Raw genomic sequence first — 12,225 nt, 5'->3', positions numbered from 1 at the left:
CTCAATATATTCTCTATTTCATTAACATGTGGAGAAATAAATCTCCTACATCGTTGTTAAATTTCTCTCCATCGATTCCCTTGCTTTCCAGGATATCTTTGCTCCAGTCGCCCATATTCACCATACCATTAAAGATTATGGATAGGAGAATCATGGCTTCAGTTGGATCCACCTCTGGCCTTATTTCACCTTCATCGATTCCTTTTTGTATGGAATCTATTCCTATGAACATTATTTCTTTGAATAATGCCTGTACTTCCTGGAAATCCTCACTACTGTTCATTTTATCCATATCAAATTGTTTTTTAATGGATGTGGGTGAATACAGGAGCCTGAAATAATCTGGATATTGATTAGAAAACTCTCTATTTGCTTTTCCATATAACACAAACTTTTCAAAACCACTATTTCCTTTTTTAACCTCTTCTTTAATCATTTTGGACCAAATACGAATACCACGTAAGACTATGGCAAAGTACAATGATTCCTTATTTTTAAAATAAATATAAAGCGTACTTTTTCCAAGGCCGACCTCTCTGGCTATTTCATTCATTGAAATTTTATCAAAGTCCTTATCCGTAATTATTTTCCTAGCAGCATCAATAATATCGCTCTGACGCTGTTCTCTTTCTCTTTCCTTCCATTTTGCAAGTGACATGATTTCACCTAAATGCCATAACTTAACATCATATGACTCACCAATCTTATCTATGACTCATGGGTCAGTTACATAAACTGTGGTCATGATAACTTATAAAGATTTTGGTTAAAATTAAAATTTTAATACTATTCAAAGAAAAATTATATAAAAAATAGAAAAAATCAGCTTTAATCAATCAACAATCTCAAATTCATCTACTTCCTCATAACTAATGGCCACGGTAAGCACTGGTTCATTGAACTCAAATCCTACAAAATAGGGGTTAATCCAAACGTGAATGGCCTTACCAACAGTATCAATGGAAACTACAGGTCCTATACTAACTTTATTAACTATCAAGGTCACGGGGTCATTATTCACATTAAATGTTTTTCCATCCAGGTTTTCTTCGGGGTATTCAACTTCTTCAAAACATTTACATTCTTCTATTTTTGCTATAATTTCTTCTTTAATCATTTTTTCAACCCTTTTTAATCATGGCTTCCATCAATATCCTGTTTTTCATGGTTATGGTCTCCTCAAGGCCATTACCAATTATAGCTATTAATGTGTTTTTCACCATGATTTTAACACTCATCAAAACCATAATAACATTATACTATTACTTTGTTCTAAGGTGTAATTAATTTTTTATTTCTCACCAAAAACCATTATAAACCACCTCCACCATAAGGAACTAAACACAGAACACTGAAGGCCCATAAATGCAAAAACGAAAACACATATTCTTCGACGATAATGTAAAAGTCGAGGTAATGGCCAATAAAATACGCAAATACGAGAAATACAAGCCTCACAGTATGAAGACTTCTGATGAGGATTTCCGTCTGCAGGAAAAATTGGCCATGCTCTCTATAGTAGCCAGTAATTTCATGATGACCGGCCACAGCCCTACCTTAGTCATGACCAAGAGAGAAGAAGGAGACGAAGTCCTGTTACCAGTAGGTGGAGGCCAGAAGGACCGGGCCCGGGAGATAATATCTAAAGTGGATTTCAGGAAACTCTATCGTGGGGGAAAGGGTAGAAAAACAGATCCTTTAATGATAGTAACGGCCATATGTATGTATGTTATGCGCCAGGATAACCCTAAAAGAGGAGATATTCGATATTCCAACGATTTTATTAGCAAAGTTGGGGTAACCAAGGATATTTACCAGCATGTTAGCCAAAAACTGGATGATTATCAGAATTCATGAAAAATTTATTTTTAGCTTTTTCATTCAGCTTGGTGCTTACCTTTAGAATTTACTTTGTCATGATATCTTGCACATCATTTCGTACCACCTATGGTATTTTTTTCATCTTTTACATTCAAAATAGATTATTAACTCATTTTTTATTTTAACCATAATTTTTAATTTTATTAGTCCATTAAATAACTTTAAAATCACTTTAATATTATTAGAATTCTTTAATTAACTTTTAATCGGTTAATAATTATTATAATTAGAAAATAAACTCAAATATTCTTATATCTGAATACAAAAATATAAGTATTTTTGATAATATAATACTTTTATTTATGCTGAATAAAAGGAGGTTGTAAATGTGTTTAAAGAGAAAGAAGGCTTCAAGTATGCTATGCCAGCTCACTTCGGAGGGGGGAAATTTGATCCTGACGCAAAAATCATTCAAAAAGCGACAGGCCTGGCCATGAGCTATGAAACCGACAGAGATCTTCTTGAAAATTTTATTCCCGAAGGATTTGAACTGCTTAAACCACAGATTGATGTGGCTTTCAATAAATTTACACAAATTAACTGGATGTATGGTGGGCAATACAATCTGATAAATGTCTCTGCACCAGTAAAGTTCCATGGAAAGAAAGATGAACTTGATGGGGACTATACGCTGGTAGTATGGGAAAATCGAACTGCACCTATATTAGGGGGGAGAGAAGAGACCGGAATTCCCAAAATTTTCGCGGATATAGAAGATCTGCACATTTTAAAACCTCATTATGCCACTACTGTTAGTTATGAAGGGAACACTTTTTTAAACATGAATTTTGAAGCAATGGAAAATGTAGAAGGGGATGATTTAGAACTTTTAAAATCTCAATTTAAAACCATGAATACTCTAGGTTGGAGATATATCCCTAAAGTGGGGGCTCCTGGGGCAGATTTAAGTCAGTTTATTTTATATCCTCAGGGTTTAGAACTTGAAAAAGCACAAATTGGAAAAGGAGATCTAAAATGGACGGAATTAACTCCTATGCAAAATCCAGCCCAATATCATATTATTAACAGTCTAGCGGCTCTGCCTAAAAAGAAGATAATTCAAGCAGCATTAATTGAGGGAAAAGCTATTCTTCGGGCCATGGGGTCTAAAGTAATTGAATGAAAGATCGGGGTGATATTATGAGTAATTTAGATTACTATGATGGTAAAGTATGTTTGGTAACTGGTGCAAACTCGGGTATTGGATATGCAATTAGTGAAGAACTCTTAAAGAGAGGAGCTATTGTATACCTGCTCGGGCGTAATCCTAAAAAGGTTGAAGAAGCTGCTGAACAATTGCCAGAATACAAAGATAGGATTCACACCATAATTGCGGATGTAACCAATCAAGAACAGGTTGAAAAAGCAATTAAAGATACGGCAAAAGAAGCAGGTAGTTTGGATTTTTTATTCAATAATGCTGGAATTGGTGGCACTTTACAATTTGAAACGGCCACTCTTGAGGATTGGAAAAATATAATTGATGTAAATTTATGGAGTGTAATATATGGGGTTAACATAGCCGTTCCTATAATGTTAAAACAGGGATCGGGCCATATTATTAACACGAGTTCTATTGCAGGGATTGTTCCGTTTCCATTTCAAGCACTTTATTCCCTTACAAAATTTGGGGTTACTGGCTTGACCGAATCTTTAAGATATGAATACGCTGATAAAAACCTCTATTTTTCGACCATCTGCCCATCTAACATTGCAACACCCATCTTTAAGAAATCAATTGATGGTACCGTTCATGATCAAATTAAAATCCCGGATGATGCACATCCTGCTGATAAAGCAGCAGAACTAATTTTAGATAGGGTTTCTGAGCATAAGGGAATCATCGTTGTGCCTGAAGATGAACAAATTGACATGTGGCATAAATATGCCTTAGGTGATCAGGAAGCAGAAAATGCTCTGTTACAATTGGCAGCACAGCGCCGAGATGCATATGAAAAAGGCGGAAATTACTACTGATATTACCCTAAAGGGGAATAATTAATTTGTCACCTGTAAAACAGAATTATACTAAAATTAGTGATGAATCGGATCTTCCCATGGAAGTTGTACTTTTAATTGTCCTGGGAGTATTCATGTTCCTCTTTGGATTACTCCTATTTAAAATCAGTACGGGGGAGTTACCATACACTCCCGATAGTACATACGGACTCTTTCTGGTCATTGTCTCTTTTCAAATAATAACCATGGGGAAAACGCCTTTTGGTGATTTAAATCGATCTTGGGCCCTTATTATAATGGGGGTGTTGGCGGCAATTCTGGGAATGGTTTCTTGTTTTATTCCTGGCTATTTATCAGAATTAGTTCGTATATTGGTGGGAATAATTCTTTTTGCTGGGGGAATTGCTCTTCTAATACAACTATTTCTTTCAAAAGAAAAGGCAAAATCGTGGATTAAGATACCCGGAACACTGAGACAATTAATCGCTGCTTGTGCTTTGGTATATGGAATTACAATTATATCGGGTCTAATAACTCTCATACCGGGGATAACTACCAACCTTCAAACGGCAATGGTCTTATTTATATATGGATTTAGCTTTTTTTATCTGGCGTGGTGCATTCAAAAAGTATCAAGGATCTATCCTGAAGAAGAAAAGGCGGATGATTTAAAAACTTCTTCTAAACACTTTAGTTTTTTTCAAGAAACATCTCTACCCCTTTCCAGTGCGATAATAATTTTAGTAGGGACTCTTCTCATACTTTTAGGGGTTCTGCTTTTCCCGGTGACTTTTGGATTAGTTCCATTCTCTCCAGATGGTCAGTTGGGGCTCTTACTGGTTATTGTAGCCATACAAATGATGGCACTGGGAGAAACTCCTATGGGTCAATATAAAAGATCATGGCTGCTCATAATAATTGGAATTATTTTTGCAGCATTAGGAATTGTCTCTTGTATCGTGCCTGGAATTTTGACGGGCTTAATTCAGATACTTATAGGAGTTTTGAATATCTTCGGAGGAGCATTACTTCTTATAAAACGGTTTTTCCCGGTATTTGATGGAATAAAAAATCAGGATTCTAAAAAAGATCAGGGCCCTGAAACTATCGTTGTTCCACCAGTTGTAAAAAAAATGATAGTTACTCAGACCGTGCTCAATATTGTATCTATAATTTTTGGATTATCCATGATTTGGGGAGGCATCATACCGGGATTAATTGTGGCGGGGGTCTTGGTGATTAATGGAATTCTCTTATTTGTATTAGTTATTTTACTCCAGAAAATAGCTCAAATTGAAATTGAAACGAAAAAAACAGATGCTCCAGTGGCTTAATACAACATTATTCTTTTATTTTTTAATATATTTTTTTATTTAATTTATTTATAGAAAAATAATCTAAGAGTATAATGATATCAAAAATATTGACTTCTTTTTTAAGATTTATTTTATTCAAAATTAAAAACTAATTAATCTATATTTTATTTAATTAACACTACTATAAGGCCCGTATGTTCTTTTAGAATGGCTCGGGCCTTTTTTATTATACGGTTTGCAACAGTGATTGATTTTTAATGTTTCTATTCTTCTTCCATGGCAGCCAAATTCCAGATTACGCCGAATTTGTCACGAAGAATCCCATAAGACGGACTGAAAAAAGTTTGCTGTAAGGGCATAATTGCAGTGCCCTCTTCTTTTAAGACCTTAAAGGCCTGTTCTACTACTTCTGCACTGCTTTCCACCACAACAGCTATTCTATCGGTGATATCCTCATTTATTTCCAGGGGACTGTCCGATAATCTAATAAAATTGTTTCCAAATGGTAAAGTGGCCTGTAAAATCCAGTCCTTTTGCTTATCAGATATTGGCATAGAATTCTGGACTTTCAGGCATATCTCTAAACCGCATAATCTCAGATTTTTCTATATTAATGCTTTTGTATAAAGTTCGATTGCTTCTTGACATTCACCATGAAAGCTAAGATAGGGCCTAATTTGCATTTTTTCCCTCTTTTTAGAGCAATAAATTATTAATATATTTGTTATTTATCCATTTAATAATTTTCAATGTGGGGCTGGAAGATGCAATTTAAATCTCTAATTTTAAATAAAAATGATTATTTTCCATTATTAAGTTTAAAAATTAATAAATTTACTGATTTAAAGATTTGGCAGAGAAAAAAAGGTTTAAATTGAATTAATGATTAATAAATAAAAAGAGTTTGTTTTACATAAGAAAAGAAATGGATAGTACACTATTTTAAAAATAAGAATTAATAATGCTCAATTAGTGCTATTAGGACCCCATTTGGATCTTCTAAGAAGGCCAGGGTCCCCACTGTTATTTTCATAGGTTCCATAGTGATTTTGGCGCCTTAGATTTGAGTTCTTTAATGGTATTATTCAAGTCTTCCACTCCCATTCCTATGGAAATAGCCCTGGTTCATCTACTGGATTTTTAATGATCTCCACCATCGTTTCCCCTTCACCTTTCAATAAAGTGATGTTTCCGGCTGGCCCGAGATCGTATTGGCTACCTATTTCAAATCCCATAACTTCGGTGTAGAATTTGATGGACTCTTCCATATCATTAACTATCAGGGTAGTGTATTTAATTTTCATAGAATTTTAACCTCTTTTTGCACAATTATCTGGTTTTAAATTCTTTTTTTGTAAATGATGATGGCCTAGATGATATATCAGACTAAAAAAATCTTTATATGTTATAATTACTTCATAGATTTAATTAATTATTTCTTTAAAACATAAGCTTTAAAGGATAAAGATTCATTTTTTGATAGGTCTTTAAAAGTTTGAAACTTTAAACTTTTCAGGAGTTCAAAATCATATTCCTGGATTAATTTTGCTATATATTCCTCAGAATGCCCATAAATTGTCAAATTATATTCTTCATCTACATCACAGGATATAAATGTGTCAGAATCTTTAACTGTGAAACTAAAGATGCCCTGTTCTTTAAGAATCCGGTGGGATTCCTTAAAAAATCGTTCCAAGTCTTTGAAAAAGTGGAAAACTCCCACAGCAATAACTTGATCAAATAATTGGTTATCATATGGAATGGTGCTTTTTTTTAAGTCAAATAATTTAAGATCATAGGCTAGGTTTTTGTTCCGACAAATATTCAGCATTTCTTTGGAATTATCCAGCCCATAAATCTTTAAACCCGCTTTATGAAATAATGATGAGGCCAGGCCAGTTCCAATTCCTAGATCCAGCAGCTTTTCTCCTTTATTAATATATTCGAAAACCAATCCAAAAATTAATTCATGGGCATGGTTTTCCAATTCACAGGATAGATAATCGTAATCTCCAGCCCACTTATCATGATCTGCAATGGATTTTGAAGGAATTTTGTTCATGATTCACCTTATTGTCGTGTATATACTATTAATGGCAGGAAGTTTTAACTTTTTTTCATCAAGTTTTCTTTTACCCGAAAAATAACAATCTTCTCCACCAGATCATAAGGGATTGGTTCATCCAGGGGGAATTGCACAGCACCTTTTGAGCTTTTATATTCGGATATCTCTTCTTTAAATGCTTCAATCCCAGAAGGCGCTGGACAAAATCCTATATGCTTTTTGTAGGCCGCAAAATGCACCAGGTTGCCATAAAGCTTGAAAGTGGGCATACCGTAATTTATGGTCTCTTTTGCTTCAGGGACTGCTTTCTGGATGACTTTTCGCATATTTTCTAAGATTTCCTGTATATCTTCGGGAAATTCTGCAATATATTCATCTATAGTTTTGAATTTTTTTCTGGGGGGCATAATTTTTCACTAGTATTATATTTAAATTAGTTTAATAATATTTTTAACGAAATTCGCCTGATTATTAATTTATGAATATGGGGAGATTTAGTATGGAATCATTAAGGGAACAAATGTTTGAATATAGAAAACAGTTAGAAAAGGGCCACGTACAGGGAGCATATAGGGGATTAATGAGTTATATCATGGATTTAAGAACTTATTTAAAAAATAAATATCCGGAATATTCTGTATCGGGGATTTATCAGGGGTATATGGATATGACTTATTTTTCATTCACTCCCGACTCATTAAAAAGTCTTAAATTGAAAATAGCTGTGGTTTTTATTTATGATACCTTTAAATTTGAAGTATGGTTGGCAGGATCTAATAAAAATGTTCAGAAAGAGTACTGGGAACTATTTACTAAAAAGAGCCTGGAAAAGTACCACATTCCCTCATCTATAAAAGGAAGAGATTCCATTGTTGAAAATGTTTTAGTGGAAAATCCAGATTTTGGTGATTTAGATAGTTTAACCCAAGAAATTGAGGAGAGTACCTTAAGATTTATGGAGGATGTGGTGGAAGCCCTATAAACTAAATGATTTATTGAAATTGTAATCTTCCCCAAAGGAGAAAAACTTCCGGAAAAGTTCAGTAACTATTTTTCAGGTACGGTTTGGCTTAATATGCTGCTAATCGGTGGTAATGAATTCAATTGTCCCATAATTAATGTAAACTTTGAACCCGAGCCATCCCAACCTTGTATAAGCACCCTGGTGGACATAATCTGTAGCGACTGGTGAACTCGGCTACTATTCTGAGGAAGGAAGCCGACACAAGAACTTCATGCAAGGGATGGTAAAGATCTTCTCTAACGTAAAAAGCTGGCATGGCTTAGCACATGACAGTTGGGTTGTACATATTTTTCATTGAAAATATGCTAATGAAGCCCAGCAGAATGACTGGAACCGGTAATTGATGAAGTATATAATAAATTTAAATAATTATAATATGGATGTTAGAGATAATTATTAAAAAAGACTTGGAAGGATTGCAGACCATTTGTGTGCTTGCCAAGAATATGGATTGGTTTTTAAAGTGCCAAGAGGCAGGAGTGAAGGCTGGGGTACTGCTCCCTGAGAAGGAAGAAACTATCCACACCAATTTTAACAGGGAATAATCAAATAACAGCCACAATAACACATTTCCAAGCAGATATTATTTAGAACTCCTAAAAGATTAAGCAAGATAATGTGGGGCAAGAAATATGAATTTAAAAGAAGAAAAATCTTTGATAGCCTATTTTTCACATGCAGGCAATAACTATATTGGTGGAAAGATTGTGAATCTGCCCATTGGTAACACTGAAATATTGGCCAATATGATTCAGGAAATAACTGGGGCTGATCTTTTCCATATTGATCCTGTAAATCCTTATCCAGAAGATTATACCGAAACCACAGAGGTGGCACAAAAAGAACTGCATGAGGATGCCAGGCCCGAGATTTCTAATCATGTAGAAAATATGGATGATTATGGTGTGATATTCTTGTGTTATCCTAACTGGTGGGGAACCATGCCTCTGCCAGTTTTTACATTCCTGGAAGAATATGACTTTTCTGGGAAAACCATTATTCCTTTTTGTACACATGAAGGGAGTGGTTTAGGCCACAGTGCAAAAGATATTGCAAAACTTTGCCCCAAAACAACGATTTTAGATGGATTGGCACTACATGGTGCTCGTGTAAGTGATGCAAAAAACAATCTTATGAACTGGTTGAGTAAATTGGGATAGAATAATTGTGTTGGGAATTAAAATACAAAATGTTTCAGAAGAAAGAATGCAAATTTTAGAAATGGAATAGTATTTTTTTAAAACTATTCTTGTTTTTTTATCTGCAGATTTAGACCATTAAGTCGATAAATTAAAATGCTAAAGGTGTGGAATTAACTCGCGGCCCCCTTGGCCCACCGGAAGGTCCTAAAGTGGTCTTTTTAGAGGGTCCTGATGGGGTGGAAATTGAATTAATTCAGCCATAAATTGACCTAAAAAAGTAGCTTTAAAGATATTTCCTACCATTTAATAACTACTAATTCTTTTTTTAATTCTTAAAAATAATTTTAAAGTATTTTTTAAGCAAATTTTTTAAAAATAACTATTATAAAAATTTATTTAATAGAAATAAGATTAATTACCTCGGTTCGTGTTTTCTGATAGGTCGCTCTATATAGTGATATCAAAAATATCGACTATTTTTTCTGATTATAAAAATCTTATTTATCCATATTCTTGTTCTGTTTTATCTTCACTGCAAAGTCTTCTGCATTTATAAGATCGCTAGCATTAGGCCTGCCTTTATTCATTCCCCCAAAGAGCCTGAGAAAACTATTGGTGTTGAATCCTTTACATTGAAATTCATCAATGATTATGTGGCCTTTGGATTGCAGTTTTGCCCTGAGTTCGTCATGAAATTTCGATGTTATTTTAACCATCCTGAACCCATTCTTGCACCACTGGTGGAAAATATGAATGCATTTTTACCTTCAACTTCAGGTAGTCTATCAGCGAGAGTAAGAATGATTTTATGGTGTTTATAAGCAGATATACCTGATCCAAACCCTACCAGATCATACTCTTGAAGCTCTTCAGGGCGTATTTGCTGTGGCGTTTTTATTTCCGCTTCAAGAACTTTCTCGAAGACTTTATCTATTTTTCCGTATTATTGTGATGATATGAATACAAAACTAAGAGAGATTTCATTTCCTTTATTTTCCATTTTTCCACCTTTTTTATTATTATGTTATAATTACGATTTTCTTTATGCCATTTAAGAATAAACAAGCTAACCATCAAAAGTGACTCAAAGCCTTTCACATACTCAGTGATAACATGTGGCGGATCCATTGGAAATACAGATAAATGCTTAAAAAGTTGTTAGAAAAGAGAAACCTCGAATTAAATAGTTCATTTTTAGTGCTTATGCCCAGTAACTACACTATAATGTATGATGTACCCACCAAGGAAGAACAAAAATTAGTTCTTCAAGATGCTGAAAAGGAAATTGAAATGATATCAAAACGTCTTGATGCAGGATAAAAAGGTAATTTCGCATTTCATGGTTATCTTTTCCTATTTACTCTAATATTATACCCTATTTATGGGATTTATCGCAAAAATAAAAAGTTTTATGCCACAGAAGATTGCAATAACTGCGGATTATGTGAGGAAATGTGCCCTTCAGAAGTGATCCAGAAAGAAAATGGTAAACCAGTATGGATAGAAGAAAAATGGAGCCATTGCAGTGGGTGTATAAATCGCTGCTCAACCAAAGCAATTCAATATGGTAACTCAACCATCAAAAGGGGACGTTATTTGAATCCAAATGTGAAATTTAGTTAGAACTAATATAACCTAGTAAATAATTCTTTAATTCTTTCTTTTTCCGAATGGTCATCAAATTAACACTGTTCAATCCATTTTAACATAGTTTCCAGCGCCAGTTCTGTGTTACCTACCTGGCAGTGATTTTGAGCCCGATCTTCTTTTGTAAAAATCTTACCAGTAACCGATCTTGCATTAGTTAATGCATTAACTTGTTTTTGGTGTAGTTTAACTCCAATAAAGTGATCGTCCTTTCCGGATAATATCAATACATCCTGTTTAATCATTTCTGAATGAATATTCTCCTGGTTCATCTGGAAAGCGTACTTCATGGCATCTACGGGCACATTTTTATCTGTGATGTACATCAGGTTACTGGTACTCCACATCCCCATATTTCCTTTTTTTATATTTTTTAAGGTCATTTTATTTACAGAACCCGGGAAAATTTTAAGAAAGCAAGTCATCATCCATTGAGCCAGGATATTTGGAACCTTAAAATAATCAATAGCATGTCCCTGGGCAATAACTCTTTTTATTCTTGGTTCAAATGCTGCTGCTCTAAGACAAAACCATCCTCCCATTGATAATCCAATTAAAGTAACGTCATCTAAATTTAAATAGTCCAGAACTGCTTGGGTGGGTTTTTCCCATTGGATATCCAGGGGAATTCCATATTTTTTCAGAGCCGCTCCCTGCCCAGGGCCTTCAAAACCAATGACCTCATATCCATGGCTGGAAAAATATCTCATCCAGGAATAGAATTCCTCGATATAAGAATCAAATCCCCCATGCAGAACTATAGTGCCTTTATTCTCCCCACTTGGTGATATTTTTATTACTGGTAAAAATCCGTCTTCATAGGGTACTTTAAATCTTTTTAATCCCTCATTTTCAAACAAACTATAGAAAAGATCACTGAACTTATCATATAATATTTCTTTATCATGATCATCGACAAAAGTGTAGAATTCCGCTGCTCGATAATAAAACGCTGCATTTATCAACCTATCTTCCTGAAGGGCTCTTTCAGCCAGTTTTACCATTTCATTTTTCCAATCTTCAACATTATTTATCTTTGGACCAACCTTTACCATATCTTCTAACCTGGCGTACCCCCATGAATACCAGCGGTTCAACTGATAATTAAATAATGGATCTTTGTGAAAGTTATGGTACCCTACTGGGAATTTAAAGTCTGTTATTTCCATTTATATCACCTTATATCTTACC

16 protein-coding genes and 1 pseudogene are annotated in these 12,225 nt (G+C 34.3%); 10 read left to right on the top strand and 7 right to left on the bottom strand.

Annotated features, from left to right (window positions below; translation table 11 throughout):
* Positions 1-13: 13 nt before the first annotated feature.
* Both Q7I96_11015 and Q7I96_11010 read right to left on the bottom strand, forming a co-directional pair.
* The gene (locus tag Q7I96_11015; GenBank protein MDO9628132.1) at positions 14-658 is read right to left on the bottom strand and encodes a TetR/AcrR family transcriptional regulator; all 645 of its coding nucleotides are present in this window, start codon (positions 656-658) and stop codon (positions 14-16) included.
* A gap of 174 nt (positions 659-832) precedes the next feature.
* Entirely contained in the window at positions 833-1,117 is a 285-nt protein-coding gene (locus Q7I96_11010) for a hypothetical protein (protein MDO9628131.1), read from the bottom strand.
* Positions 1,118-1,365: 248 nt separating this feature from the next.
* On the opposite strand from Q7I96_11010, the gene Q7I96_11005 reads away from it, so the two are divergent.
* From Q7I96_11005 to Q7I96_10990, 4 genes are all read left to right on the top strand, one after another.
* Positions 1,366-1,857 (top strand): hypothetical protein, encoded by a 492-nt coding sequence (locus tag Q7I96_11005; protein MDO9628130.1) that lies wholly within the window; start codon positions 1,366-1,368, stop codon positions 1,855-1,857.
* Positions 1,858-2,209: 352 nt separating this feature from the next.
* Positions 2,210-3,004 carry an acetoacetate decarboxylase family protein gene (locus Q7I96_11000; protein MDO9628129.1) on the top strand — a complete coding sequence of 265 codons (795 nt, stop codon included), beginning with the start codon at positions 2,210-2,212 and terminating at the stop codon, positions 3,002-3,004.
* Positions 3,005-3,021: 17 nt separating this feature from the next.
* Positions 3,022-3,858 (top strand): SDR family oxidoreductase, encoded by an 837-nt coding sequence (locus tag Q7I96_10995; GenBank protein MDO9628128.1) that lies wholly within the window; start codon positions 3,022-3,024, stop codon positions 3,856-3,858.
* Positions 3,859-3,884: 26 nt separating this feature from the next.
* Complete coding sequence (locus Q7I96_10990) at positions 3,885-5,174, top strand: DUF308 domain-containing protein (protein MDO9628127.1); 1,290 nt, start codon at positions 3,885-3,887, stop codon at positions 5,172-5,174.
* A 245-nt stretch (positions 5,175-5,419) separates the two neighbouring features.
* Here Q7I96_10990 and Q7I96_10985 read toward each other — a convergent pair whose 3' ends face one another.
* The 4 genes and pseudogenes from Q7I96_10985 to Q7I96_10970 form a co-directional block, all read right to left on the bottom strand.
* Positions 5,420-5,710: a hypothetical protein gene (locus Q7I96_10985; protein MDO9628126.1), complete on the bottom strand. Its 291-nt coding sequence runs from the start codon at positions 5,708-5,710 to the stop codon at positions 5,420-5,422.
* A 401-nt stretch (positions 5,711-6,111) separates the two neighbouring features.
* Positions 6,112-6,460 (bottom strand): annotated as a pseudogene (locus Q7I96_10980) (VOC family protein).
* Positions 6,461-6,588: 128 nt separating this feature from the next.
* Complete coding sequence (locus Q7I96_10975; GenBank protein MDO9628125.1) at positions 6,589-7,218, bottom strand: class I SAM-dependent methyltransferase; 630 nt, start codon at positions 7,216-7,218, stop codon at positions 6,589-6,591.
* A 44-nt stretch (positions 7,219-7,262) separates the two neighbouring features.
* The gene (locus Q7I96_10970) at positions 7,263-7,628 is read right to left on the bottom strand and encodes a DUF1801 domain-containing protein (GenBank protein MDO9628124.1); all 366 of its coding nucleotides are present in this window, start codon (positions 7,626-7,628) and stop codon (positions 7,263-7,265) included.
* Positions 7,629-7,720: 92 nt separating this feature from the next.
* On the opposite strand from Q7I96_10970, the gene Q7I96_10965 reads away from it, so the two are divergent.
* The 6 genes from Q7I96_10965 (at position 7,721) to Q7I96_10940 (ending at position 11,010) form a co-directional block, all read left to right on the top strand.
* Positions 7,721-8,203 (top strand): hypothetical protein, encoded by a 483-nt coding sequence (locus tag Q7I96_10965; protein ID MDO9628123.1) that lies wholly within the window; start codon positions 7,721-7,723, stop codon positions 8,201-8,203.
* 422 nt (positions 8,204-8,625) lie between these two features.
* Positions 8,626-8,790, top strand: coding sequence for a hypothetical protein (locus Q7I96_10960; GenBank protein MDO9628122.1), 165 nt, complete (start codon positions 8,626-8,628; stop codon positions 8,788-8,790).
* 87 nt (positions 8,791-8,877) lie between these two features.
* Positions 8,878-9,405 carry a flavodoxin gene (locus tag Q7I96_10955; protein MDO9628121.1) on the top strand — a complete coding sequence of 176 codons (528 nt, stop codon included), beginning with the start codon at positions 8,878-8,880 and terminating at the stop codon, positions 9,403-9,405.
* 614 nt (positions 9,406-10,019) lie between these two features.
* Positions 10,020-10,208: a hypothetical protein gene (locus Q7I96_10950; protein MDO9628120.1), complete on the top strand. Its 189-nt coding sequence runs from the start codon at positions 10,020-10,022 to the stop codon at positions 10,206-10,208.
* A gap of 322 nt (positions 10,209-10,530) precedes the next feature.
* Entirely contained in the window at positions 10,531-10,707 is a 177-nt protein-coding gene (locus tag Q7I96_10945) for a hypothetical protein (GenBank protein MDO9628119.1), read from the top strand.
* Between the two features lie 66 nt (positions 10,708-10,773).
* On the top strand, positions 10,774-11,010 hold the full coding sequence (locus tag Q7I96_10940) for an EFR1 family ferrodoxin (protein MDO9628118.1): 237 nt from the start codon (positions 10,774-10,776) through the stop codon (positions 11,008-11,010).
* 59 nt (positions 11,011-11,069) lie between these two features.
* Here Q7I96_10940 and Q7I96_10935 read toward each other — a convergent pair whose 3' ends face one another.
* The gene (locus tag Q7I96_10935; GenBank protein ID MDO9628117.1) at positions 11,070-12,203 is read right to left on the bottom strand and encodes an alpha/beta fold hydrolase; all 1,134 of its coding nucleotides are present in this window, start codon (positions 12,201-12,203) and stop codon (positions 11,070-11,072) included.
* Positions 12,204-12,225 lie beyond the last annotated feature (22 nt).

The organism is Methanobacteriaceae archaeon (genome assembly GCA_030656015.1).
GTDB lineage: Archaea > Methanobacteriota > Methanobacteria > Methanobacteriales > Methanobacteriaceae > UBA349.
The sequence above is the reverse complement of the archived record's forward strand: the minus strand, read 5'-3'. Positions and strand labels throughout refer to the sequence as shown.

Excerpts from the sequence above, each read along its gene's own strand:
- Q7I96_11015 (MDO9628132.1), bottom strand. The coding sequence starts at position 658 with ATGTCACTTGCAAAATGGAAGGAAAGAGAAAGAGAACAGCGTCAGAGC.
- Q7I96_11010 (MDO9628131.1), bottom strand. The coding sequence starts at position 1,117 with ATGATTAAAGAAGAAATTATAGCAAAAATAGAAGAATGTAAATGTTTT.
- Q7I96_11005 (MDO9628130.1), top strand. The coding sequence starts at position 1,366 with ATGCAAAAACGAAAACACATATTCTTCGACGATAATGTAAAAGTCGAG.
- Q7I96_10995 (MDO9628128.1), top strand. The coding sequence starts at position 3,022 with ATGAGTAATTTAGATTACTATGATGGTAAAGTATGTTTGGTAACTGGT.
- Q7I96_10985 (MDO9628126.1), bottom strand. The coding sequence starts at position 5,710 with ATGCCAATATCTGATAAGCAAAAGGACTGGATTTTACAGGCCACTTTA.
- Q7I96_10975 (MDO9628125.1), bottom strand. The coding sequence starts at position 7,218 with ATGAACAAAATTCCTTCAAAATCCATTGCAGATCATGATAAGTGGGCT.
- Q7I96_10970 (MDO9628124.1), bottom strand. The coding sequence starts at position 7,628 with ATGCCCCCCAGAAAAAAATTCAAAACTATAGATGAATATATTGCAGAA.
- Q7I96_10965 (MDO9628123.1), top strand. The coding sequence starts at position 7,721 with ATGGAATCATTAAGGGAACAAATGTTTGAATATAGAAAACAGTTAGAA.
- Q7I96_10960 (MDO9628122.1), top strand. The coding sequence starts at position 8,626 with ATGTTAGAGATAATTATTAAAAAAGACTTGGAAGGATTGCAGACCATT.
- Q7I96_10955 (MDO9628121.1), top strand. The coding sequence starts at position 8,878 with ATGAATTTAAAAGAAGAAAAATCTTTGATAGCCTATTTTTCACATGCA.
- Q7I96_10945 (MDO9628119.1), top strand. The coding sequence starts at position 10,531 with ATGCTTAAAAAGTTGTTAGAAAAGAGAAACCTCGAATTAAATAGTTCA.
- Q7I96_10935 (MDO9628117.1), bottom strand. The coding sequence starts at position 12,203 with ATGGAAATAACAGACTTTAAATTCCCAGTAGGGTACCATAACTTTCAC.